This is a genomic window from Streptomyces sp. AA4, assembly GCF_000158875.1.
Classification (GTDB): Bacteria; Actinomycetota; Actinomycetes; order Mycobacteriales; family Pseudonocardiaceae; genus Amycolatopsis.
Genome location: NZ_GG657746.1, coordinates 3996893 through 4019480, shown reverse-complemented (window position 1 = coordinate 4019480; position 22588 = coordinate 3996893). Strand labels below are relative to the sequence as shown.

22 protein-coding genes are annotated in these 22588 nt (G+C 70.1%); 13 read left to right on the top strand and 9 right to left on the bottom strand.

Annotation, left to right across the window (positions count from 1 at the left end; all coding sequences use genetic code 11):
- Window positions 1-69 precede the first annotated feature (69 nt).
- The gene (locus tag SSMG_RS18525) at window positions 70-1284 is read left to right on the top strand and encodes a cytochrome P450 (protein ID WP_009078353.1); all 1215 of its coding nucleotides are present in this window, start codon (window positions 70-72) and stop codon (window positions 1282-1284) included.
- A 41-nt stretch (window positions 1285-1325) separates the two neighbouring features.
- Here SSMG_RS18525 and SSMG_RS18520 read toward each other — a convergent pair whose 3' ends face one another.
- From SSMG_RS18520 to SSMG_RS18500, 5 genes are all read right to left on the bottom strand, one after another.
- Window positions 1326-1925 (bottom strand): TetR/AcrR family transcriptional regulator, encoded by a 600-nt coding sequence (locus SSMG_RS18520; RefSeq protein ID WP_037714118.1) that lies wholly within the window; start codon window positions 1923-1925, stop codon window positions 1326-1328.
- A gap of 30 nt (window positions 1926-1955) precedes the next feature.
- Window positions 1956-3026, bottom strand: a complete 1071-nt coding sequence (locus tag SSMG_RS18515) for a hypothetical protein (protein WP_009078349.1) — start codon at window positions 3024-3026, stop codon at window positions 1956-1958.
- Window positions 3023-4483, bottom strand: coding sequence for an NAD(P)/FAD-dependent oxidoreductase (locus tag SSMG_RS18510; protein ID WP_009078348.1), 1461 nt, complete (start codon window positions 4481-4483; stop codon window positions 3023-3025). Before SSMG_RS18510 ends, SSMG_RS18515 begins: the two co-directional genes overlap by 4 nt.
- Window positions 4484-4601: 118 nt before the next feature.
- On the bottom strand, window positions 4602-6053 hold the full coding sequence (locus SSMG_RS18505) for an amidase (protein ID WP_009078347.1): 1452 nt from the start codon (window positions 6051-6053) through the stop codon (window positions 4602-4604).
- Window positions 6054-6110: 57 nt separating this feature from the next.
- Entirely contained in the window at window positions 6111-6782 is a 672-nt protein-coding gene (locus SSMG_RS18500; RefSeq protein WP_037717457.1) for a GntR family transcriptional regulator, read from the bottom strand.
- Window positions 6783-6995: 213 nt separating this feature from the next.
- Here SSMG_RS18500 and SSMG_RS18495 point away from each other — a divergent pair, with 213 nt between their 5' ends.
- Genes SSMG_RS18495 through SSMG_RS18465 form a run of 7 tightly spaced genes read left to right on the top strand, consistent with a single transcriptional unit; the run spans window position 6996 to window position 14072 of the window.
- Window positions 6996-8165, top strand: coding sequence for an acyl-CoA dehydrogenase family protein (locus SSMG_RS18495; RefSeq protein WP_037714115.1), 1170 nt, complete (start codon window positions 6996-6998; stop codon window positions 8163-8165).
- A complete protein-coding gene (locus tag SSMG_RS18490; RefSeq protein ID WP_009078344.1) occupies window positions 8162-8992 on the top strand; it encodes a CoA ester lyase in 831 nt (276 codons plus the stop codon). Before SSMG_RS18495 ends, SSMG_RS18490 begins: the two co-directional genes overlap by 4 nt.
- Window positions 8989-10137 carry an acyl-CoA dehydrogenase family protein gene (locus SSMG_RS18485; RefSeq protein ID WP_009078343.1) on the top strand — a complete coding sequence of 383 codons (1149 nt, stop codon included), beginning with the start codon at window positions 8989-8991 and terminating at the stop codon, window positions 10135-10137. The genes SSMG_RS18490 and SSMG_RS18485 overlap by 4 nt, the downstream gene beginning before the upstream one ends.
- 7 nt (window positions 10138-10144) lie before the next feature.
- Entirely contained in the window at window positions 10145-10870 is a 726-nt protein-coding gene (gene fabG, locus SSMG_RS18480) for a 3-oxoacyl-ACP reductase FabG (RefSeq protein WP_009078342.1), read from the top strand.
- Window positions 10871-10896: 26 nt separating this feature from the next.
- Window positions 10897-11715, top strand: coding sequence for a MaoC family dehydratase N-terminal domain-containing protein (locus SSMG_RS18475; RefSeq protein WP_234392842.1), 819 nt, complete (start codon window positions 10897-10899; stop codon window positions 11713-11715).
- Window positions 11708-12922 carry an acetyl-CoA C-acetyltransferase gene (locus SSMG_RS18470; RefSeq protein WP_009078340.1) on the top strand — a complete coding sequence of 405 codons (1215 nt, stop codon included), beginning with the start codon at window positions 11708-11710 and terminating at the stop codon, window positions 12920-12922. The genes SSMG_RS18475 and SSMG_RS18470 overlap by 8 nt, the downstream gene beginning before the upstream one ends.
- Before the next feature lie 7 nt (window positions 12923-12929).
- Window positions 12930-14072, top strand: a complete 1143-nt coding sequence (locus SSMG_RS18465) for a CoA transferase (RefSeq protein WP_009078338.1) — start codon at window positions 12930-12932, stop codon at window positions 14070-14072.
- 61 nt (window positions 14073-14133) lie between these two features.
- On the opposite strand, the gene SSMG_RS18460 is transcribed toward SSMG_RS18465, so the two are convergent.
- The 3 genes from SSMG_RS18460 to SSMG_RS18450 are packed head-to-tail and all read right to left on the bottom strand — an operon-like array spanning window position 14134 to window position 17440.
- Window positions 14134-14958, bottom strand: a complete 825-nt coding sequence (locus SSMG_RS18460) for an alpha/beta fold hydrolase (RefSeq protein ID WP_037714111.1) — start codon at window positions 14956-14958, stop codon at window positions 14134-14136.
- Window positions 14958-15869 (bottom strand): VOC family protein, encoded by a 912-nt coding sequence (locus SSMG_RS18455; protein ID WP_009078334.1) that lies wholly within the window; start codon window positions 15867-15869, stop codon window positions 14958-14960. The genes SSMG_RS18460 and SSMG_RS18455 overlap by 1 nt, the downstream gene beginning before the upstream one ends.
- On the bottom strand, window positions 15866-17440 hold the full coding sequence (locus SSMG_RS18450; protein WP_009078333.1) for an FAD-dependent monooxygenase: 1575 nt from the start codon (window positions 17438-17440) through the stop codon (window positions 15866-15868). Before SSMG_RS18450 ends, SSMG_RS18455 begins: the two co-directional genes overlap by 4 nt.
- Window positions 17441-17574: 134 nt before the next feature.
- Between SSMG_RS18450 and SSMG_RS18445 the strand changes: the two genes are divergently transcribed.
- The 5 genes from SSMG_RS18445 (at window position 17575) to SSMG_RS18425 (ending at window position 21785) form a co-directional block, all read left to right on the top strand.
- Window positions 17575-18213 (top strand): TetR/AcrR family transcriptional regulator, encoded by a 639-nt coding sequence (locus tag SSMG_RS18445; RefSeq protein ID WP_199785926.1) that lies wholly within the window; start codon window positions 17575-17577, stop codon window positions 18211-18213.
- 116 nt (window positions 18214-18329) lie between these two features.
- Window positions 18330-18551 (top strand): DUF6480 family protein, encoded by a 222-nt coding sequence (locus SSMG_RS18440; RefSeq protein WP_037714106.1) that lies wholly within the window; start codon window positions 18330-18332, stop codon window positions 18549-18551.
- A gap of 225 nt (window positions 18552-18776) precedes the next feature.
- Complete coding sequence (locus SSMG_RS18435; protein ID WP_234392841.1) at window positions 18777-20204, top strand: MFS transporter; 1428 nt, start codon at window positions 18777-18779, stop codon at window positions 20202-20204.
- Window positions 20204-21421, top strand: a complete 1218-nt coding sequence (locus tag SSMG_RS18430; RefSeq protein ID WP_009078324.1) for an AI-2E family transporter — start codon at window positions 20204-20206, stop codon at window positions 21419-21421. Before SSMG_RS18435 ends, SSMG_RS18430 begins: the two co-directional genes overlap by 1 nt.
- Window positions 21402-21785, top strand: a complete 384-nt coding sequence (locus tag SSMG_RS18425) for a hypothetical protein (RefSeq protein WP_009078314.1) — start codon at window positions 21402-21404, stop codon at window positions 21783-21785. Before SSMG_RS18430 ends, SSMG_RS18425 begins: the two co-directional genes overlap by 20 nt.
- Here SSMG_RS18425 and SSMG_RS18420 read toward each other — a convergent pair.
- Window positions 21782-22540: an IclR family transcriptional regulator gene (locus SSMG_RS18420; protein WP_037714104.1), complete on the bottom strand. Its 759-nt coding sequence runs from the start codon at window positions 22538-22540 to the stop codon at window positions 21782-21784. The genes SSMG_RS18425 and SSMG_RS18420 overlap by 4 nt on opposite strands.
- Window positions 22541-22588: the final 48 nt, after the last annotated feature.

The following is a 22588-nucleotide window of genomic DNA, read 5'->3' as shown; positions in this document are numbered from 1 at the left end:
CCGTGACGGCTCCGTGTCTGGCCGCTCGGAGATCGTGGTGACATCAAGCCACCACGAGAGGATTTCCCGATGAGCCAGCAGGTTTCCCCCGTCGCCGGCCTGCCGATGGACCGCGACGCCGGCCCGTTCGACCCGCCCGCCGCGATCACCGCGCTGCGCGAGACCCGCCCGGTCAGCCCGATGCTCTTCCCGGACGGCCACGAGGGCTGGCTGGTCACCGGGTACGACGCGGTCCGGCAGGTCATGTCCGACGCCCGGTTCAGCAGCCGGCAGGACCTCGGCGTGCTCCACGTGCCGTACGAGACGCCGGGCATGCCGGTCGCGACCGAGCCGTCCCCGCAGATCCCCGGCCTGTTCATCAGCATGGACGCCCCCGACCACACCCGGTTGCGGCGCAAGCTCACCGGCGCGTTCACCGTCAAGCGGATGAAGCAGCTCGAAGACGGCATCGTCGCGATCACCGAACAGCAGCTGGACGCCCTCGCCCAGCTCCCGCAGCCGGTCGATCTCGTGCGGGAGTTCGCGCTGCCGGTGCCTTCGCTGGTGATCTGCGAACTGCTCGGCGTCCCCTACGCCGACCGCGAGACCTTCCAGGCGAACTCGTCGAAGTTCATGGAACGGGACGTCAACCTCGAAGACAAGATGGCCGCGTTCGGCGCGATGATGGGCTACCTCGGCCAGCTGTGCGCCGACAAGCGCGCGGAACCGGGCGAGGACATCCTCTCCGACCTGGCCCGCGACTCCGAGCTCAGCATCGAAGAGCTGACCGGCATGGCGTTCCTGCTTCTGCTGGCCGGCCACGAGACCACCGCGAACATGCTGTCGCTGGGGGCCTTCGCGCTGCTGGAGAACCCCGCGCAACTGGCCGAACTGCGCGCCGACCCGACGCTGTTCCCGAACGCGGTGGAAGAATTGCTGCGGTACCTGTCGGTGGCCGACATCTTCTACCGCTACGCGACCGAGGACGTCGAACTCTTCGGCGAGACGATCCCGGCCGGCTCGACCGTGGTCGTGTCGCTGCTGGCGGCCAACCGCGACCCGCGCCACTTCGAGAACCCCGACACGATCGACCTGCACCGCAAGGTCCGCGGACAGGTCGCGTTCGGGCACGGCATCCACCAGTGCCTGGGCCAGCAGCTGGCCCGGATCGAGATGCGCGCCGGGTTCGAGGGCTTGCTGCGGCGCTTCCCGGACTTGCGGCTGGCGGTTCCGGCCGCGGAGGTGCCGTTGCGGACGAATATGAACATTTACGGGGTGCACGAGCTTCCGGTCGCCTGGTCCTGAGTGGACAGTGTCCGCTATGGACCGCCGAGGCCGCGCCGGGATCACCCGCGCAGTGCCGGGCCGATCCAGCGGCGGACCATCCCGCGCAGTTCCTCGTCGGTCGCCGGGGGTGTCGACGGATACTGCAGGAACGACATGAACAACCGCATCAAGATCTCGGCCAGTTCCTGGAGTTCCGCGTCCGTGCGCACCCCGGCGGCGGACCAGTCGACCTCGGTGTCGCGCAGGATCCGCGCGCCGAGGGAGAAGGACGGCGGCGTGGCGGTCCCGGCGGTGAAATAGTCGGCTTCCCCGGCCTGCAGGAGCAAACCGAGGTAGGGCTCGTCGGGCAGGCTGCGGACGGCGAAGACGACGGACTCGACGGCGACCTCGACCGGGCTGTCGAACGCGGACAGGTGCTTCCGCATCCGTTCGGCGAACTCCTCGGCTCCCGCCTGGGCGACGGCGCGCAGGATTTCGGCCAGGCTGGGGAAATAGCGGTACACGGTCTGCCGGGTCACCCCGGCTTCCGCGGCGACGTGGGAGAGGTTGGTCTTGGCCAGCCCGGCGCGGTCGATGCACGCGATCGCCGCCTGCACGATCCGGCGGCGCGCCTCGTCCTCCGCGCCGGGCGGGTCGCCCTGCCATCCGTGGTACCCCATGGCGCCCATCGTCCCAGACGACGCCGCAGGTCACCGACGGACGGCTCGTTGCGCACCCAGCAGCAGACCTGCGGCGACGAAACACGCGAGCGCGTACGGTCCGCTCCCGATCGGGGATCCGGCGCTGGTGACGCCGTCCCGGGCACCGAGGTAGCCGGGCAGCGCGCCGAGCCAGCACACCGCCATCCCGGCCAGGTAGATCGCGGGGTAGTACCGGCCGAAAGCCGAGAGCGGCTCGGTCAAGCGAGGGCGGGAACGCAGCTGGGCCACGACGATCCACGCGCCGCCGAGCCAGACGAGGGCCAGTTCCGTGCCCAGCACCCAGGCCTGCGCGGAAGCGTTGCCGTCGAAAAGACTTGCCGGAAGCCCGGCGACCGCCATGGTGAACGGGGTGAGGACGCCCGCCGCGAGGACGCGCGGAACCAGCCGCCAGCCGCGGCGCGGCGGGTCGCCGGTGAACCGCACCGCGAGGCAGGTCAGGGCGGCCATCGAGACCGAAGCGAACAGCAGCATGCTGGTCATCGGCACCGAGGCCAGCGCGGGCTGGTTGACGATGTGGTTGGCCGGGTTCCAGGCCCACCACTTCAACTGCGGGCCCACCTGGTCGAACACCTCGTAGAAGACCTGGCAGGCGAACGCGACGGCGACGGCTCCGAGCAGCGGGCCGCGGCTGCGGAAGATCCCCAGCGAGCGCACGAGTTCGTAGGCGAGCTGGCTGATCACCGGATAGAACGCCACGATGTACAGCGGCAGCCGGTCCCCCATGAACTGCACGGTGAACCGGTTGTGCGCGAAGATGAATCCGTACAGCCGGTCGAGGCCGAACCATTCCGGGAAGTACAGCGGCGGTTCGGTGACGACGAGGTAGACCAGCGAAGCCCACCACAGCGCCAGGTTGACCGGATCGCCCGCGCGGTAGCGGCGCACGGCGTGCCAGAGCGCGAAAACGGCGCCGCCGACGATCAGCACCTCCAGCAGCGGCATCGTCCAGTGCGCCAGCTCCCACGGCGCGCGGACCGAGACCACCGGGCTGACGTCGTGGCAGTCGAAGCCGAGCCCCCGGGCGACCTCCGCGGCCTCCGGCCCGCAGCCGGCGCTCATCCCGCCGCCGCGGCGGGCGAGTAGTCGGTGGCGGGCGGCTCGGCCTGGGGATCGAAGCCGAAGGGCACCCGATGCCGGCCCAGCAGCGAGCGGACGCAGAAGCGCGCCAGCCCACCGAGCACGCGCGGGTTGCGCATCATCTCGCCCAGCGATTCGTCGAGGTTGAACACCTTCGCGAAATGCTCGTCGACGACATCGTCCTCTCGGGCGGCGCCGACGATGAGGCTGAACGCCGGGGCGGAGACCGCCGCGAGCAGGCGGCGTTGCCACGCGGGCAGCCGCTCGGTGCCCTCCGCGCACTCGTAACCCCGGTCCCGGGCCATCGCCAAAGTCCAGGGCACCTTGAGCAGATCACGTTGTGCCGCAAGGAATCGCGCGCAGAAATCGCCGTCGAGACTGGCGGCGCGGGACAGATGTTCGCGAAGCAGCAGAGCCGAACCCGACGCGGAACTGATGCCCTGCGCGTAGAACGGATTGAACGCGCAGATCGAATCGCCGACGAACGCCAGACCCCGCGGCGGGCTCGTCCAGCGGTCGTAGCGCCGCCACCGGTTGCCGGTGGACCGGGTCAGATGCACCTCTGACGTCGGCGTGCACCGGTCCATCGCGGCGGCGAACAACGGCGTCCGCGTGCGGCGGGCGGAGGCGACGAAGGCGTCGGCCGTCCGTGGCATCTCCAGGCCCCACGAACCCATGCAGGCGATGACCCGGTCGCCTTCGATCGGGAAGAAGTTCACCAGGAACTCGTGCTCCGCGGGATGCCGGCCGCGATCCTGGGTCGGCATGAGCACCAGGTGCCGCCACCACCAGGTCGCCGGACGGCTTTCCCGCGACGGCAGTTCGTACCAGCGCGAGGTGTAGGTGACCTTGGCGTCGAGCGTCCGCACCTCGGGCTCCGGCCAGCCCGCCGCGACCAGCCAGTTCGCGACGGGAGAGCCGCGGCCCATCGCGTCCACGACGAAGTCGGCGTCGAAACGCTCGTCCCCGCCGGGCCCGGCGACCTCGACCCCGGTGACCGCCCCGCCCGCGGCGGCCAGACCGCGCACGGCGACCCGCTCGCGGAGGTCCACATTGGACAGTTTCCGCACCTTGTCCCGCAGCACGCGCTCGATGAGGATGCGCGAGCTGTAGACCATCGTCATCGAACTTCGTTTGCGCGCCGACCAGCCCTCCCGGTCCAGGTATGCGGCGTCCATCGACGGCATCAGGTGCAGGCCGCCCGCCGCGACGAGGTCGTCCTCGAAACCGGGGAACAGCGCGGTGATCGCCCGGCGGCCCGAGTTCAGCAGGAAGTGCGGATGCTTGCTCTGCGGCACCCCGCGCCGGTGCTCGGCCTCCTCCGGAAGCTCGTCCCGCTCCAGCACGAGCACTTGGTCGAAGTACGGGGACAGCGCCCCGGCGGCGCACAGGCCCGCGACGCTTCCGCCGAGGACGACAGCGGTCTCGCCGAGTTTCATCCGAACCAGCTCCGCTCGTCATTCATACACAGTTGGAGATAATGTATGAATGACGAGCCAGCGTGTCAAACCTCGTTCGGCACCGCGACCGCCCGCTCGCGCACGGCGGCCAAGCGCACTACTGCGGCGCCTGGAAGCCGCCGATCCGCTGCTCCAGCAGTTCGGCCAGCCGCAACGGCGTGCGGTCCTCGAACATCGGCCCGACGATCTGCACCCCCACCGGCAGCCCCTCCGGGGAAAGGCCCGCGGGCATCGCGGTTGCGGGCAGGCCGGGCATGGTGGCCACCCCGGCCCAGACGAGCTGGTCGAAGAACGGGTATTCGACGCCGTCGATGTCGATCCGGCAGGCGAGCAGGTCCGGGTTGTGGTCGTGGGGGAACGCGGGCGTCGGCGTGACCGGGCAGACCACGGCGTCGAACTCCGCGAAGAACTGCCGCCAGCCGTGGCGGTGGAGTTCGCGGCGGTGGTGCACGCCGAGCCAATCGCGGTGGGTGAGCACCATTCCGCGCAGGCGGGCCGCGTCGAGGCTTTGGTCGTCCGCGCTCAGTCCGGCGGCTCGGGCCTGGAGTTGCTCGTACGCGTCGACCGGGAACCGCGCCACTGAGCCGGAGAACAGCAGCTGCGTGTAGAGCGTCGCGGCTTCTTCCAGGTCGGGCAGGAGCGGGCTGTGCCGTTCGACCTGGGCACCGGCGTCGGCCAGCGCGTCGGCTACCCGGTTCACTCCGGCCCGTACCGCGGCTCCGGTCGGGATGAACGGATGGTCGTCGAGGATCAGGACCCGGAAGTCGCTCAGCCGTTCGTGGCGGGCGGGCGGCAGGGCCAGTTCGTGCGCCACGCCGTAGGTCAGCGGGTCCGGTCCGGCCATGATGTCGAGCAGGAGCGCGAGGTCGCGGGCGGTGCGCGCCATCGGGCCGACGACGGCGAGGTGCAGTTCGGTCGGCAAGGGCAGTTCGCCCGGCAGGACCATGCCGCGGTTCGCGACCAGGCCGAGGGACGGTTTGTGGCCGTAGACCCCGCAGAAATGCGCGGGCGTGCGCAGCGAGCCGCCGATGTCGGAGCCGATGGACAGGGCGCCGAAGCCCGCCGCCAGAGCCGCCGAGGAGCCGCCGGAGGAACCGCCTGGCGTGCGGTCGTGGTCCCAGGGGTTGTTGGTGGTGCCGTAGACCGGGTTCGAGCTTTGCAGTCCCTGAAGTCCCAGCGGGACGTTGGTTTTGCCGAGAATGACCGCGCCCGCGGACTTGAGCCGCTTGACCTGGACCGCGTCCTCGGCGGGCAGGAAGTCGCGGTGGTGCGGCAGGCCCCAGGTCGTGGGCAGGCCGGCGACGTTGTAGCACTCCTTGACCGTCACCGGAATCCCGAGCAGCGGCCGGTCTTCGCCGCGGGCGCGCGCCCGGTCGGCCTCTCGGGCGGCGGCGCGGGCACGGTCGAAGTCCGGTACGCAGATCGCGTTGAGTGCCTTGTCTTCCCGCTCGATGCGGGCGATCGCCTCGTCGGTCAGCTCCGCCGAGGTTGCTTCCCCGGCCCGCAAGGCGGCCGCGAGTGCTTCGGCCGAGTCAAAGTTCCGCTCCATGAATTCGACCGTAACGGGCACTCGGCGGAGCCATAAAATGTCAATTCACACAACGGGTCAGCGGTCCCAGAATCCTTGCTTCTCCAGCAAAGCCACCGCGCGCTCGCCCGCGTCCGCGAGGTGTTTCTCCACCAGTGTGCGCGCCCGGGCGGCGGAACGGGCGGACAGGGCGGCCAGGATCAGGCGGTGGTCGTCCCGCGCCTTGGCCGGCCAGTCTTCGTGTGCCTCATAGAACCCGTGCGAAACCGTTTTGGCCAGAATGCCGAGCAGCGAGAGCAGCCGGCGCGAGTCGGCGGCGTAATTGATTCTCCGGTGGAACTCGTAGTTCAGCCGTTCCTGTTCGGCACGGTCCACTGCCGACTCCATCCGGTCCGCGAGATCATGCAGCGCCTGGAGGCTTTCCGGGGACAGGTTTTTCGCCGCGCGCTCGGCGGCCAGTCCGGACACGACGCCGAACACGCGGTAGTGGTCGCGGATGTCGTCGCGCGTCATCCGGGCGACGAACGCGCCGCGGCGGGCGATGTGCTCGACGACGCCCTCGTGGTCGAGGGTGATCAGGGCTTCGCGGACGGGCAGTTTGCTGATGCCGAGTTCGTCGGCGAGCGCCTCCTGGTCGATCTTCGCCCCGGCGCGCAGCTGGCCGGAGAAGACGCGACGGCGGATCTCCTGGGCGGCCATCGCGTTGAGGTTCGCCGGGCCGGTGCGGCGCGGTCCGGCGCTCGCGGGCATCGCCACTGCCTTCTCCCCTCCGCGGTCAGTATCGGATGAAGTATTACACGATCGCGGCACAGGTGCCCACCTACGCAGACAGCGCACTTCCCACCCTGAAATTGGGTCTGACCTGCTGCAACACCGGTCGCGGAGGGCACTCGACGGTGTGAGGCATTCGGAGATTTCTGATAAAGTATTTTCCAGCCGCGCGGCCTGGGTCATAGTGGGGGCATGGCAGCTGCGGTTACCCCCGAGGACTTCCGGCCCATCCTGGAGCTGGTGCGCGACTTCGTCCGGGCGAAGGTCGTCCCGCGCGAGCAGGAGATCATGGACGGCAACGCCATCCCGGACGACCTGCGCACGCAGGCCGCGGAGATGGGCCTGTTCGGCTACGCGATCCCGCAGGAATGGGGCGGGCTCGGGCTCGACCTGACGCAGGATGTCGAGCTGGCGATGGAGTTCGGCTACACGTCGCTGGCGCTGCGGTCGATGTTCGGGACCAACAACGGCATCGCCGGACAGGTCCTGGTCGGGTTCGGCACGGACGAGCAGAAGAGCGAGTGGCTGGAGCGCATCGCCTCGGGCGAGGTGGTCGCGTCGTTCGCGCTGACCGAGCCCGGAGCCGGGTCCAACCCCGCCGGGCTGCGCACCAAGGCGGTGCGCGACGGCGACGACTGGGTGCTCGACGGGCAGAAACGCTTCATCACCAACGCGCCGATCGCGGACCTGTTCGTCGTCTTCGCCCGCACGCGTCCGGCGGATGACTCCGGGCCCGGCATCGCGGTGTTCCTCGTGCCCGCGGACACGCCGGGGCTGGAGGTCGGGCCCAAGGACAAGAAGATGGGCCAGGAAGGCGCGTGGACCGCGGACGTCACCTTCAACAACGTCCGGGTGCCGGGGTCCGCGCTGGTCGGCGGGAACGAGGATGACGGGTATCGCGCCGCGATGACCTCCCTCGCGCGCGGTCGCGTGCACATCGCCGCGCTTGCGGTGGGTTCGGCGCAGCGTGCGCTGGACGAATCGGTCGCGTATGCGGCGTCGGCGACGCAGGGCGGCCAGCCGATCGGCGATTTCCAGCTGGTGCAAGCCATGCTGGCCGACCAGCAGACCGGGGTGATGGCGGGGCGCGCGCTGGTGCGGGAGACCGCGGCGCGGTACGTGTCCGGAGAGGACCGTCGGATCGGGCCGTCGGCCGCGAAGCTGTACTGCACCGAGATGGCGGGCAAGGTCGCCGACCTCGCCGTGCAGATCCACGGCGGCACCGGGTACATGCGCGACGTCCCGGTCGAGCGGATCTACCGCGACATCCGGCTGCTGCGGCTTTACGAGGGCACCAGCGAAATCCAACGGCTGATCATCGGCGGCGGACTCGTCCGCCAGGCGAAGAAGGCCCAGAAGTGACCAGCCGCGCGGCTACCCGCGCCCGGGAAGCGACGACCCTCCTGTTCGTCCCCGGTGACCGGCCGGAGCGTTTCGGCAAGGCACTGGCCGCTGGGCCGAGCCTGGTCGTGCTCGATCTGGAGGACGCGGTCGCGCCGGAGCGCAAGGGGTACGCGCGGGAACAGGTCGTCGCGTGGCTTGAGGAGAACCCCGAGTGCGCGGTGCGCGTGAACGCCGCTGGCACCGCCTGGCACGACGAAGACCTCGCCGTACTCAGGCAGCGTCGGTGCACCGTGATGCTGCCCAAGGCCGAACCGGCGACGACGCGTGCCGCGGCCGAACAGCTCGGCGTCCTGCCGGTCGTGATCGCGCTGGTCGAAACCGCGCGCGGGGTCCTGGACGCGAGGGAAACCGCCACGGTCCCGAATGTGCAGCGTCTCGCGTTCGGCAGCTTCGACCTGGCCGCAGAACTGGGCGCCGATCCGGCTGACCGGGACGCGTTCGTCGCCGCTCGGGGCGCGCTTGTCCTCGCGTCGGCCGCAGCGGGACTGCCCGGCCCGATCGACGGCGTCACCGCGGATCTGGACAACGAACTCCACCTCACCGACGAAGTCCGCTACGCGCGGCGGCTCGGGCTCGCCGGGAAGCTGTGCGTGCACCCGAAACAGGTGCCCGTCGCCGCTGCGGCGCTGCGGCCGACGCGCGAGGAAGTCCGCTGGGCGCAGTCCATTCTGGACGCCGCAGGTGCGGGCGGCGCGGTCGCAGTGGGCGGGCAGATGGTCGACAAGCCGGTGCTGGAGCGCGCCCAGCGCGTCCTCCGGCAGGCGCGAGAAGGGAACGGGCGATGACGCTCACCGACGACGAACAGCAGATGGTCGCCCTGGTCGCGGAGTTCGTGGACGAGCGGGTCCGGCCCCGGGTGCGCGAGTTCGAGGCCGACGACATCTATCCGGCCGAGTTCATCGACGAGATGAAAACCCTCGGCTTCTTCGGACTGCTCGCCCCGGCCGAATACGGCGGGGTGGACGTCAGCACCGCGTGTTTCGCCCGGGTCACCGAAGAACTCGCGCGCGGCTGGATGAGCCTCGCCGGAGCCATCGGCGGCCACTCCGTCATCACCTACCTGATCAAGACGTTCGGCACGCCCGAGCAGCGCGAAAAGTACTTGCCCGCCATGGCCGAGGGGCGGATCCGTGCGACGATGGCTCTGACCGAGCCCGGCGGTGGCAGCGACCTCCAGGCCATGCGCACCCACGCGGTGCCGGGCGACGACGGGTACACGATCACCGGGTCGAAGACCTGGATTTCCAACGCCGCGCACTCCGGCCTGATCGGGCTGCTGTGCATCACCGATCGCGAGGCCTCCCCCGCCCACCGCGGGATGAGCGTGCTGCTGGTGGAACCCGGCGACGGGCTCACCATCTCGAAGAAGCTGCCGAAGCTCGGTTACCGCGGCGTCGAGGCGTGCGAGTTGGTGTTCGACGGGCGCAAGGTTCCTGCCGACGCGGTCCTCGGCGGCACACCGAACCAGGGCTGGTCGCAGATGATGCGGGGGCTGGAGGTCGGGCGGATCCAGGTCGCCTCGCGGGCGCTAGGCGTCGGACAGGCCGCGCTGAACGACGCCGTCCGCTATGCCCAGGAGCGCGAGTCCTTCGGCAAGCCGATCTGGAAACACCAGTCCGTGGGGAACCTGCTCGCCGACATGGCCACGAAGATGCGCGCCGCCCGGCTGCTCACCTTGGACGCCGCGGAGAAGCTCGACGCGGGCGAGCGCGCGGACATGGAAGCCGGGATGGCGAAGCTCTTCGCGTCCGAGACCGCGATGCAGGTCGCGCTTGATGCGATCCGCGTCCACGGCGGCTACGGGTACTCCAAGGAATACGACGTCGAACGCTATTTCCGCGACGCGCCGCTGATGATCGTCGGCGAAGGCACCAACGAGATCCAGCGCAACGTCATCGCCGCGCAGCTCATCGCCCGCAACAAGATCTGAGGGAACCATGACGCTCCTCGACGGCCGGACCGCGGTCATCACCGGTGGCGCGCAAGGTATCGGACTTGCCATCGCCGAATTGTTCGTTGCCCACGGTGCCCGTGTCGTGCTCGGCGACCTCGACGGCGAGGCAGCCGCGGCAGCCGCCGACAGCATCGACGGGGAAGCCATCGGCGTCGCCTGCGATGTCACCAGGGCGTCCGATGTGGACGCTCTCCTGGCCGCGGCGCCCTCGCCGGTCGACGTGTTCGTCAACAACGCGGGCATCACCCGCGACGCGACGATGCGGACCATGACCGAGGACGATTTCGACCAGGTCATCGACGTGCACCTCAAAGGAACCTGGAACGGCACCCGCAAAGCCGCCGCGATCATGCGCGAGCGCAAGAGCGGCGCGATCGTGAACCTGTCCTCGCTGTCGGGCAAGGTCGGCATGGTCGGGCAAACCAACTACTCCGCCGCCAAAGCCGGCATCGTCGGGCTCACCAAAGCCGCCGCCAAGGAGATGGCCCACCACGGCGTCCGGGTCAACGCGATCCAGCCCGGACTCATCCGCACCGCGATGACCGAGGCCATGCCGCAGAAAGCCTGGGACCAGAAGATGGCCGAGATCCCGATGGGCCGGGCCGGCGAGGTCGGCGAAATCGCTTCGGTGGCGTTGTTCCTCGCCTCGGATCTGTCCTCCTACATGACCGGCACGGTGCTCGAAGTGACCGGCGGACGGTTCATGTGAGCGCCGGGGAACCCCACGCCGTACTGGTGGACCCTGCTCCCGTCGCGGCGCTGGCCGCACTCTTCGACAACGGACTGCCCGCACCGCAGCCGGGCGACGACCTGCCGCCGCTCTGGCACTGGGTCGCTCTCCCCCGCTGGCCCGTCTCCGCCGAACTCGGTCCGGACGGACACCCCGCGCGCGGCACGTTCCTGCCAGCGATCGACCTGCCCCGGAGGATGTTCGCTGGCGGAGAAGTCTTGCTGCACCACGCGCCGAAGATCGGCGAGACGGTGACCCGGAGGTCCATTGTGGACTCAGTGACGGAGAAATCCGGCCGCTCCGGGAAGCTGGTGATCGTCGTCGTGCGCACCGTGTTGTCCGATGTGGACGGATCGCCGCTCATCGAGGAGCGCCAGGACATCGTCTACCGCGAAGCGAGCGCGACCACGTCCGAAGCCCCGATCGAACCTGCTGACCTGGCGGGTTCCCCGTTCCGCCGCAGTGAAGACGGCTGGGACTTCGCCACCGACCCCTCCCTGCTGATGCGCTTCTCCGCGGCCACCGCGAACCCGCACCGCATCCACTACGACTGGCCGTACGCGACCCGGGTCGAGGGCTACCCCGGCCTGGTTGTGCACGGGCCGCTGATGTCCCTCGCCCTCGCCGAGGTGCTGCGCCTGGACTCCCCCGGCGCGCGGGTCACCCGGCTGGCGCATCGCAACCTGGCGCCGTTGTTCTGCGGCCAGCCCGCGCAGCTGCGCACCGAACCGCGGCCCGGCGGCGCGACTCTGACCCTCGTCGGGGCCGCCGGACCGCGCACCAGCCTTGAAGCCGACTACGAGGAAGGCCCTTCCCATGCGTGACGGCGTCATCTGCGAACCCGTCCGTACCCCGATCGGCCGCTTCGGCGGATCGCTCAAGAGCGTGCCCGCCGCCGACCTCGGCACCATCGCGCTCAAGGGTCTGCTGGAGCGCACCGGTCTGCCCGCCGACGCGATCGACGACGTCATCCTCGGCCACTGCTACCCCACCTCCGAAGCCCCCGCGATCGGCCGCGTCGTCGCGCTCGACGCCGGACTGCCGGTGACCGTCCCGGGCATGCAGGTCGACCGGCGCTGCGGGTCCGGGCTGCAGTCGGTACTGCTGGCCGCGCTGCAGGTCCAGGCGGGCGCGAGCGAGCTGATCGTCGCGGGCGGCGCGGAAAGCATGTCCAACACCGTCTTCTACGCCAACGACCTCCGCTGGGGCGCCACCGGAGCGGGTGTCCACCTCCACGACTCGCTCACCCGCGGCCGTCAGACGCCCGGCGGCAAGCACTACCCGGTGCCGGGCGGGATGCTGGAGACTGCGGAGAACCTCCGCCGCCAGTACCGCATCAGCCGCGAAGACCAAGACCAACTCGCCGCTGAATCACACCGCCGGGCCGTCGCCGCGCAGAAGTCCGGGGTGTTCGCCGAGGAGATCATCCCGGTGCCGGTGGAGACGCGGAAGGGCACCGTCGTCGTGGACACCGACGAACACCCCCGCCCGGACACCACCGTCGAAACCCTCGCGAAGCTCCGGCCGGTGCTGGGCAAGCAAGACCCCGAAGCGACCGTCACCGCAGGCAATGCCAGTGGACAGAACGACGCCGCCGCCGTCTGCATCGTCACCACCCGCGAGCGCGCGGACCAACTCGGCCTGCGCCCGCTCGTGCGGCTCGTCTCCCACGGCGTCGCCGGAGTCGAACCGAAGATCATGGGCGTCGGACCGGTGCCCGCCTCCGCGCTCGCACTCGAACGCGCCGAGCTCAAGATGTCCGACATCGACCTCATCGAACTCAACGAGGCCTTCGCCGCACAGGCACTGGCCTGCACGCGTGAATGGGGCTTCGGCGACACCGACTTCGACCGCCTCAACGTGCACGGCTCCGGCATCTCCCTCGGCCACCCCGTCGGAGCGACCGGCACCCGGATCCTCACCACGATGGCCCGGGAAATGCAGCGCCGCGAAGCCCGCTACGGCCTGGAGACCATGTGCATCGGCGGCGGACAGGGTCTGGCCGCGGTCTTCGAGCGGGTGTCGGAGTGACCGGCGCATGAACCCCGCGCTGCTGGCCGGACTGCGGGTCGTCGAACTGTCCGCGTACGTCGCCACGCCGCTGTGCGGGCTCACCCTCGCCCAGCTCGGCGCGGACGTCGTGCGAGTCGAACCCCTCGGCGGCGCCGCCGACCGCACCCGCTGGCCGCTCGCCGACTCCGGGACCAGCCTCTACTGGTCCGGACTGAACAAGGGGAAGCGGGCGGTCGCGGTCGATCTGGAGTCCGAAGTGGACCGTCGCCGGGTGGCCGACCTGATCGTCGACGGCGGTCCGTGCGCGGTCGTGACCAACACTTCGCGACACGCCGACCTCGGGTACGAAGCCTTGCGCGCCCGCCGCCCGGACCTGATCCACGTCCTGCTCACCGGCCGAGCCGACGGCGGCGCGGCAGTCGACTACACCGTCCAGGCCGGGACCGGCTTCCCGCTGCTCACCGGAACCGGATCCGAGCCGGTCAACCACGTGCTGCCCGCCTGGGACGTCTGTGCCGGGCTGTATCTCGCGGTGGGTCTGCTGGCCGCCGAACGGCAGCGGCAGCTCACCGGGCGGGGACGCTCGATCCAAGTCGCGCTGGAGGACGTCGCGCTCGCCACCGCCGGGAACCTCGGCTATCTCGCCGAAGCGCAACTGACCGACCACTCACGCACCAAGTCCGGCAACGAGATCTACGGTACTTACGGCGACGACTTCGAGACCGCCGACGGCGTCCGGGTGATGATCGTCCTGCTCACCGAACGGCACTGGGACAAGATGCTCGCCGCGACCGGACTGTCCGACGCCTTCGCCGGGCTGAGCAACGCACTGGGCATCTCGTTCACCACCGAGTCCGACCGGTACCGGCATCGAGACGTGATCACCCCGCTGCTGGCGCGGTGGTTCGCGCGGACTCCGTACGCCGAGATGGCGGAAACGCTGACGCGGCACCGGATCCTGTGGGAGCGGTACCGGAGCTTCGCCGAACTCGGCCAGAACGGCGGTGCCGCGTTGCGCAGACTGGCGCTGTTCGGGGAGATCGACCAGCCCGGTGCGGGAGCGCATTGGGCGCCGAAGTCGCCGATCCAGGTGAACGGGGACCGGCTTCCGCCGGGGCCTGCTCCGGGGGTCGGGCAGCACAATGCCGAGGTGCTGGGCGAACGCTGACCGGATTGCCCCGGCGACAGGGGCCGTCTCGGCGCACGAGACGGCCCCGTCAACGCGGAAATCAGTGGTGCAGAACGAAATCCGTCACCAGCCGGTTGAATTCCGCCGCGTGCTCCAGCTGCGCCCAATGCCCGCACCGATTCAGCAGAACCGCCCGGGAATCCGGGATGTTCGCGGCCAGGAAAAGAGTCGATTCGAACGACACGACCCGGTCGTCGCGGCCGTGGATCAGCAGGGTCGGCGCGGTGATGCCGGAAACCGCCGCGAGGTCGAGCCAGATCGGGATCGGGGCTTTCGGGACGGCCGACGCGACGGCGCGCAAGTGTTCGGGGCGGGCGAGGGCCGCGTCCGACCGTTCCCGGCACAATTCCGGCGTCGCGAACCGGGCCTTGTCGTAGACCATGATTTCGACCAGACGGCGCATGCCTTCGGGGCTGGCGTCGGAGTAGGTCTCGAACATGATCTTCAAACCCTCGGTCGGGCCGCCGCCGGCGCCGAAGAGGAAGGGCTTCATCTGGATCGGCGGGCCCATCGTCACCAGGTGCGACACGCGGTCCGGGCGTTCCACCGCGAGCCGCAACGAGGTGTGGCCGCCCATCGAGTTGCCGACGAAGGCCGCCTTTTCGATGTCCAGCGCGTCCAGCAGCTGGGTCGCGGCTTCGACGTGGTCGAGGGTGGCGAAGTCCGCGCCGTCGGAGTCGCCCCAGCCTGGCATGTCCGGGGCGATCACCCGGAAATTCCGGGACAGGGCCTCGATGTTCGGCGAGTAGTTGCTCCAGCCCGTCGCGCCGGGGCCGCCGCCGTGCAGGAGGATCAGCGGGTGGCCTTCGCCGGCCTCGTGGTAGTGGATTTTCCAGTCGCGGGTCCGCACGTAGCGCGAAGTCATCAGAGCGCACCCCCGGCGAGCTGTTCCGCGACGGCCTCCGGCGCGCGGTGCCCCCACCAGTGCAGCTGGTCGAGCGTCCGCACCTCCCAGGTCTCGTCGTCGATCAGCAGGCCGCCCCAGCCGTACTCGACGGAGAAGCCCGACGGCGTACGGACGTAGAAGCTGAACATGTGGTCGTTCGGATGCATGCCGAGCGTCATCTCGAACGGCTGCTTCGCGTCGAGGCACCGGTCGTAGGCCAGGCCGACGTCGCGGATGTCGGAGACCTCGATCATGAAGTGGTGCGTCCGCTTCGGGTGCGGCATGTCGCCGAACGCGACCGAGTGGTGCCGCGGGTTGCAGTGCAGGAACGCCAGGTCCGCGACGATCCCGGGCGCGACCTCCTCGACAATGATGTCGCTGAGCTTGAAGCCGAGCAGTCCCTCGTAGAACTCCAGGTAGGTCTCCCGCGGGACGCCGTTGGCCAGCAGCACCTGGTGCCCCGCACCACCGGTTCCGGTGACGAACTCGCCGAGCAGCAGGTCGCTGCGGAACGGCGTTTCGGCGTCGGCCAGGCCGGTGACCAGTTCGAGCACGTTGCCCAGCGGGTCCGTGACGAGCACGATCCGGTCGACCTTCCGCGCGGCGGCCAGGCCGGCGTCGCCTTCCTGGGTCTCGACGCCCGCCTGCCGCAGCCGGGCGACCAGGGCATCCAGCTCGGCCGAGGACGAAACCGCGTAGCCGCTGCGGACCAGGTCGTCGGCGGGGCCTTCGGTGAGGATCCAGCGGTGCGCCTTCTCGTCGGTGCGCAAGGTGAGGCCGTCGGCGGACTTCTCCCCCAGTTGCATGCCGAGCAGGGAGACCGCGAAGCGCTCCCATGCGGCGAGGTCGCTCACCTCGTAAACGACGTAGGCGAGTTCTTTCACGGTCATCGGGATTCCTTTCCAGACTGCACAACAGGGGTGGCGAGGCCGGTCTTGTCGGCCGCGGCGACGAACTTGTCCGGGCGCACGGCGATCGCTTGGACGCCGTAGCGGTCGAGCCAGGGCAGCAGCGCGTCCTCGATGTCGACGAGGTCGGCCGCGGCCTGGGTGTACGCGGTGCGGGGGCGGACGGCGACGTAGGACGCGCCGTGGGCGTCCCAACCGGCCTTCTCCTCGGGGGTGAGCAGGGTCGCCGGGTCGAGGTCGTTGCCGAGGAGCACGAAACCGTTGGGCAGCAACGCATCCAGCCGGTCGATCCGGCCGACGGCGTCGCATGCGAGCGGCTGCGGAAGGTACCGGCCGACGACGGACGCGTCGCCGGTCTCGCCGCGCAGCCATCCGGCGGCGAGGGTCGGCGGGGCGTTGAGCGGCGGCTCCCACGGCGTGACCAGGTCCGTCGGGACCGTGTTCATCGCCTCGATCTCCGCCGGGGTCGCCTCCTGCTTGATCACCCGGCCCAGCGCGACGGCCAGCCCGGTGTAGAACTCGGCGGACGGGCGGCGTTCGGCCTCGTAGGTGTCGAGCCAGTCCTCGCCCAGTTCCCCGCGGACGATCCCGGCGATCTTCCAGCCCAGGTCGTACGCGTCGCGCAGGCCGGTCTGCATGCCCGCGCCCGCCCACGGCGGCATCAGGTGCGCGGCGTCGCCGGCGAGGAAAACCCGGCCCCGCCGGTAGGTTTCGGCCATCCGGACGTGGTGGCGGTAGAACGCGTACTGGTGGATTTCGACGTCGTCCTCGGTCACGCCCAGTGCGCGCAGCAGCGGCCACACCTGCGCGTCCGTCGGGAAGTCCGCCTCGGTTTCGGCGGCCTTGAGCGGGATTTCCCACCGGTGGTTGCCCGCCGAGAGGGCGATGTCGACGACCGGGCGTTCGCGGTCGGTCCAGAAGGTGAGGAAATCGCGGTCCGGCCACCAGCGCTTGACCCGGCAGTCGATGACGATCCACAGCGTGTCGCCGGTGTCGCCGTGCATCGGGATGCCGAGCATCTTCCGCACCGGGGACGAGCCGCCGTCGGCCGCGATCGCGTACCGGGTGCGGGTGGCGGTCTCCTCCCCGGTCTCGCGGTCGCGCGCGGTGACGGTCACGCCGCTGGCGTCCTGCTCGACACCGACCACCTCGACGCCGTACCGCACCGTCAGACCGGAGCGCTCCTCGCCGCAGCGACGCAGCTCGGTCTCGAGAGCCGGCTGGTAGATGTTGTAGAACCGCGGCTTGCTCCCGCGAGTGCCCAGCGTGCTCGGCGGATGCTCGACGCGCATCACCTCGCGGCCGTCGTAGGTCACCCAGCGCAGCGCCCGCTGCGGTTCGACGACCCGCTCGACCCGGTCGTCGACGCCGAGGTCCTGCAGGATCCGCATGGTCCAGTCGTTGATCGTGACCGCCCGCGCCCGGGCGTAGACGTCCTGGTCCCGTTCGAACGCGGCCACCCGCGCGCCCTTCGCGGCCAGGGTCAGCGCCCCGGCCAGGCCCGTCGGGCCGTATCCGACGACGGCGACGTCGGCGTCGTAGTGCTCACTCATGTCCCAGGCTCCACAGTTTTGGACCGGTCGTTCGGTTCATTAGTGGCTACGGTCACACCTGGACCCGGGGTTCGTCAAGACGCGTCGCGCACGATTCCGGTGTGCAGAAAACCGGCGGCCCTATGCTGCTCGGCGTGGACACAGCGCGGGCCGGGAACCGGCGGGGACGGCGTTCCCGGGAGGAAATCCTCGACACGGCGTCGCGGATCATGGCCGAACGCGGCTATTCCGCCACGACGATGTCGGTGCTCAGCACCGAGACCGGCCTGCCGAAAAGCGCGATCTACCACCACTTCCAGTCCAAGGGCGGGCTGCTGTCGGCCGTCATGGAACGCGGGGCGTACGAGTTCTTCCGGCACCTGCGCGAGTCGCAGGCGAATCCGCCGCAGGACCTGCCGCCCGCGGAACTGCTCGGCTGGTTCCTGCAGCGCACCGGCGAGGTGTTCGCCGCGAAACCCGACTTCCTCCGGCTGCACCTGATCCTGCTGATGAGCGCCGAGGCGGTCGCGGACGTCGAGGTGAAGGAGATCATCGAACGCGTGCGCGCCGACGGACGGCAGCACATGCGCCGGATGATCTCGCAGTCGTGGGCCAGCGTCGGGCCCGAAGCGGCGGACAAGGTGGGCGAGGCGCTGGACTACTTCGGCATCGCCGGATTCGACGGCGCGTTCGTCGCCTGGCAGGCGGAACCGGACCGTTCCATGCGCGACCAGATGGCACTGCTGACCGAGGCCATGGTCGCGATCGCCGAGCGGGTGCTGGCCGGGCGCTAGAGATCCACAGTGGACGGAACCGCGCGGCGCGACCGGTTTGCCGGGCCGTGCGCGTTTACCGGCGTCCTGAGCGGCAAACCCCTCCGGTGACCGCATCGACGACGAGGAGACCGGACATGACCGCACCCGGACCCGAACCCGACGACGTGCCGGGTCTCGAACCGGGCGGTTCCGTGCCGCCCGGCGACACCCCGCCCGACGCCGGGCAGACTTCGGGACTTTCGCATCCGCAGCCGATGCCTTCGCGCAAGCTCCCCGTCGGGTGGCTCGTCGCGGTGGCGGTCCTCGTGCTCGGGGTGGCCGCGTTCTTCGTGCTGCGCGCGCTCGACTGGTTCTGACCAGGGAGGGTCGGTGCGGCGCTCGCAAAAATCCGTTTCGGGCGTAGCGGGGTCATTGTCGACGAGGTCTTCGTCGGCGTAGCGGGGTCGCAGACGCGAGGGCAGAAGGCATGCCGGGAGACCGCACAGGTCGGCTGATCGGCGACCCGGCGAACTTTCCGGTTTGGGCAACCAAGCCGTTTGCGGGTGATCTCCGCCGGGAATTCGCGCCGCGAGGTGATGGATGTGGTGCGAACCGATGTGCCGGCGAGGATGGACCGGCTGCCTTGGTCGTCGTGGCATTGGCTGATGCTCGTCGGGCTGGGCACGGTGTGGATCCTCGACGGGCTCGAGGTGACCATCGTCAGCGCGTTGTCCGACCGGCTGACCGAACCCGGCAGCGGATTGGTCCTTTCCGAAACCCAAGTCGGGCTGGCGACCTCGTGCTACGTGGCAGGCGCGGTCTGCGGTTCGCTCTTCTTCGGCTATCTGACCGACCGCTGGGGCCGGAAACGCCTGTTCCTGCTGACGCTCGGGCTCTATCTGCTGGCCACCGTGCTGACCGCGTTTTCCTTTGCGCCGTGGTGGTTTTTCGTCATGCGGTTCCTCACCGGAGCCGGCATCGGCGGCGAGTACGCGGCGATCAACTCCGCGATCGACGAACTCGTGCCCGCCCGCTGGCGCGCGACGGTCAGCCTCGCGGTCAACGGCTCGTACTGGTTCGGCGCGGCAGGCGGCGCGGCACTCAGCCTGGTCCTGCTCGACGTCGGCCTGATCCCGGCCTGGCTGGGCTGGCGGCTGGCCTTCGGGCTGGGCGCGGTGCTCGGCCTGTTCATCCTGATCGTCCGCCGCACCGTGCCGGAAAGCCCGCGCTGGCTGTTCACCCACGGCCGCGCCGAGGAGGCTGACCAGGTCGTCACCGGCATCGAGGACCGCGTCGAGAAGGCGACCGGCGAGCGGCTCGAACCGGTCGACGACACCATCGAGGTCGAGGAACGCACCCGCACCAGCCTGACCGAAGTCGCGGTGACCCTCGTGCGCAGCTATCCGAAACGGACGCTGCTCGGGCTCGCCCTCTTCGTCGGGCAAGCGTTCCTGTACAACGCCGTCTACTTCACCCAAGGCCTGGTGCTGAGCCGGTTCTTCGGCGTTTCCAGCGGCTCGGTCGGGCTCTACCTGGTGCCGCTCGCGGCGGGCAGCTTCGTCGGTCCGCTCGTCCTCGCGCGGTTCTTCGATTCGATCGGCCGCCGTCCGATGATCATCACCAGCTACCTGGGCTCCGGCGTGCTGCTCGTCGGGACCGGCTTGCTGTTCCAAGCGGGCGTGCTGTCCGCGGTCACCCTGACCGTCTCCTGGTGCGCGGTGTTCTTCCTCGCTTCGGCCGGGGCCAGCTCCGCGTACCTCACGGTGTCGGAGATCTTCCCGCTGGAAGTGCGGGCGCTGGCGATCGCGATCTTCTACTCCGTCGGCACCGGGCTCGGCGGGATCGTCGGGCCGGTGCTGTTCGGCAGCCTGGTCGAAACCGGCGTCGTGGGCAACGTCGCCTTCGGCTACTACCTCGGAGCGGGCATGATGATCGCGGGCGGGATCGCCGAGGCGGTTCTGGGGATCAAGGCCGAACGGCGCTCGCTCGAATCGGTCGCCGAACCCTTGTCCGCCAAGGCGGCGGCGTGATGACCGCCCCGCCTCGCCGGGTCGCGGGCGCGAACCGCCATCGCCGCCGGGAAGCCGCCGACGCGGTGCCGTGGTCGCTGCGGGTAGCGGCGGCGGCCAGCTGGCGGTTCCTGATCGTTCTCACCATGCTCGGGGTCGCCGCGTGGACGCTCGGCTACCTCTCGGCCGTCACCGTCCCGATCGGGATCGCCCTGCTCCTGTCGGCGTTGTTCGCGCCGCTGGTGGAGCGGCTGGTGCGCTGGCACGTGCCGCGCGCGCTGGCCACGCTCGTCGCGATCATCGTCGGACTCGCGGTCCTCGGCGGGGTCCTCACGCTGGTCGTCACCACGGTGACCGCGAGCCTGCCGCAGCTGGGCAACCAGGTCGGAGCGAGTCTCGCGCGCATCAACAACTGGCTGCAGCACGGACCGCTGCATCTTCCGCAGCTGCAGCAGCTGCTCGACAAGGCGGTCAGCGCGATCCAGGGCAACACCGCCGAACTCACCACGCGGGTGCTGTCCACCGCCGCGACCGTCGGCGGCGTGCTCACCGAGATGCTGCTGACGCTGTTCGTGCTCGTCTTCTTCCTCTACAGCGGCAATCAGGTCTGGCACTTCCTGCTGAAGATCGTGCCCTCCGCCACTCGCGACGAGATCGACGTCGCCGGTCGCCGCGGCTTCGCGTCGCTGGTCAGCTACGTGCGCGCGACCGTGGCGGTGGCCTGTGTGGACGCGGTCTGCATCGGACTCGGCATCTGGCTGGTCGGGGTCCCGCTCGCGGTGCCGCTGGCGGCGCTGATCTTCATCGGCGCGTTCATCCCGATCCTCGGCGCGGTGGTGACCGGCGCGGTCGCCGTGCTCATCGCCCTGGTCGCCAACGGATTCGTCGCCGCGGGCATCGTGCTCGCGATCGTCGTCGCGGTGATGCAGCTGGAAAGCCATGTGCTGCAGCCGTTCCTGCTCGGGCGCGCGGTGCGGCTGCACCCGCTGGCCGTGGTGCTCGGCATCGCGCTCGGCCTGGAAATCGCCGGGATCGTCGGGGCCTTGCTCGCGGTGCCGATCCTCGCGGTCGCCAAGGCCGCGCTCGGCTCCCTGCAGCGCGACCCGCCGCTGGATCCGGTGGACATCGACCCGCTGCAGCCGGCCAGCGCCCGTACCGTCGGCCGATCAAGGGTTTCGTCCGGGCGAAGGCGGGTAACCGCACCGCGGAGGGACTCTGATGACGAGCTTGATCACTGACAACGCCGACGGCACGACGCCGCCGAGAGGACCGCTCGAACGCGGGTTTCCGCTACCCCGGCACGCACCGCGGACGGTGTCGTCGACGCTGCATCGGCTTTCGTCGATGGCGTCCTTGCGAGCCTGGGAACAACGCTCGACTCCCGCGCTGATGCACCAGGCGATTCTGGACGGCGTCAACGCTCGCCACGCGGCCGAGGCGGCCCATTTGAGCGTCGAGGAAGCCCACGTGCGGTGGGGCGCTTGGGCGGCCAAGCGGCTGGCCCCGCAGCGTCCCGGGGTCGCGGCGGAACTGCCGGTGCAGCAATTCCTCAACGTGCACGCGGCTTTCGCGGCGGCACTCGCCCGGGAAGACCAGCGTTAGCCGCGCAGATCCGCCTCCAGCGCGGCCGCGGTCGCGCGCAACGACGTCACCAGCGTCGGCAGCTGGTCTTTCCGGTACCGCACGCTCGGCATCGACACCGACAACCCGGCCACCACCACACCGTCGGCCCCGTGCACCGGCACGCCGACCGCGACCACTCCGCGTTCGGATCGGCCCTGGTTGAGCGCGAAACCGCTGCGCCGCACGCGCGCCAGGTCGGCCCGCAGCTCGGCCAGGTCCGGACGCTCGCCGGGCTTGTCGACCGCGTAGAGTTCCTCGACCTGTTCGGGCGGCAGTTCGGCGAGCAACAGCAGACCGGCCGTCGTCTGATGCACCGGGAAAACCATCCCTTCGCGTGAACCGACCCGCAAGGCCTGCGAGCACTCGACGCTCGCGATGAACCGGGCCGTGTCCCCGGTCCGCACGGTCAGGTTGACCGACTCGTCCAGCAGGTCCACCAGCCGCCGCAGGTGCGGAAGCGCCGCCGCGCGCAGTTTCGACGCCGCCGACTGCGAATGCGCGGCCAGCTCCAGCACCGGACCCACCCGGTAGGCGCGGTTGGCGTCTTGGACCGCGAAGTCGCGGTAGACGAGCATCGCGAGCAGCCGGTGCGCGGTCGAGGGAGCGACGCCGATCCGCTCGGCCACCTCGGAGACTGTCAACGGGCCTTCGAGCTGCAGCATCGCCGCGATCCGCAGGGCGTTGTCGACGCTGGCCACCGCATACGGCGGCGGGGCCTTGAACCGTTTCTCCATCCGGGCCGCCTTTCCGCACACCAGAATCCCGTTTTCCGCAGGCCGGGA

Coding starts and splice junctions, on each gene's coding strand:
- SSMG_RS18525 (WP_009078353.1), top strand. CDS start 70: ATGAGCCAGCAGGTTTCCCCCGTCGCCGGCCTGCCGATGGACCGCGAC.
- SSMG_RS18520 (WP_037714118.1), bottom strand. CDS start 1,925: ATGGGGTACCACGGATGGCAGGGCGACCCGCCCGGCGCGGAGGACGAG.
- SSMG_RS18515 (WP_009078349.1), bottom strand. CDS start 3,026: ATGAGCGCCGGCTGCGGGCCGGAGGCCGCGGAGGTCGCCCGGGGGCTC.
- SSMG_RS18510 (WP_009078348.1), bottom strand. CDS start 4,483: ATGAAACTCGGCGAGACCGCTGTCGTCCTCGGCGGAAGCGTCGCGGGC.
- SSMG_RS18505 (WP_009078347.1), bottom strand. CDS start 6,053: ATGGAGCGGAACTTTGACTCGGCCGAAGCACTCGCGGCCGCCTTGCGG.
- SSMG_RS18500 (WP_037717457.1), bottom strand. CDS start 6,782: ATGCCCGCGAGCGCCGGACCGCGCCGCACCGGCCCGGCGAACCTCAAC.
- SSMG_RS18495 (WP_037714115.1), top strand. CDS start 6,996: ATGGCAGCTGCGGTTACCCCCGAGGACTTCCGGCCCATCCTGGAGCTG.
- SSMG_RS18485 (WP_009078343.1), top strand. CDS start 8,989: ATGACGCTCACCGACGACGAACAGCAGATGGTCGCCCTGGTCGCGGAG.
- fabG (WP_009078342.1), top strand. CDS start 10,145: ATGACGCTCCTCGACGGCCGGACCGCGGTCATCACCGGTGGCGCGCAA.
- SSMG_RS18470 (WP_009078340.1), top strand. CDS start 11,708: ATGCGTGACGGCGTCATCTGCGAACCCGTCCGTACCCCGATCGGCCGC.
- SSMG_RS18465 (WP_009078338.1), top strand. CDS start 12,930: ATGAACCCCGCGCTGCTGGCCGGACTGCGGGTCGTCGAACTGTCCGCG.
- SSMG_RS18460 (WP_037714111.1), bottom strand. CDS start 14,958: ATGACTTCGCGCTACGTGCGGACCCGCGACTGGAAAATCCACTACCAC.
- SSMG_RS18455 (WP_009078334.1), bottom strand. CDS start 15,869: ATGACCGTGAAAGAACTCGCCTACGTCGTTTACGAGGTGAGCGACCTC.
- SSMG_RS18450 (WP_009078333.1), bottom strand. CDS start 17,440: ATGAGTGAGCACTACGACGCCGACGTCGCCGTCGTCGGATACGGCCCG.
- SSMG_RS18440 (WP_037714106.1), top strand. CDS start 18,330: ATGACCGCACCCGGACCCGAACCCGACGACGTGCCGGGTCTCGAACCG.
- SSMG_RS18430 (WP_009078324.1), top strand. CDS start 20,204: ATGACCGCCCCGCCTCGCCGGGTCGCGGGCGCGAACCGCCATCGCCGC.
- SSMG_RS18425 (WP_009078314.1), top strand. CDS start 21,402: ATGACGAGCTTGATCACTGACAACGCCGACGGCACGACGCCGCCGAGA.
- SSMG_RS18420 (WP_037714104.1), bottom strand. CDS start 22,540: ATGGAGAAACGGTTCAAGGCCCCGCCGCCGTATGCGGTGGCCAGCGTC.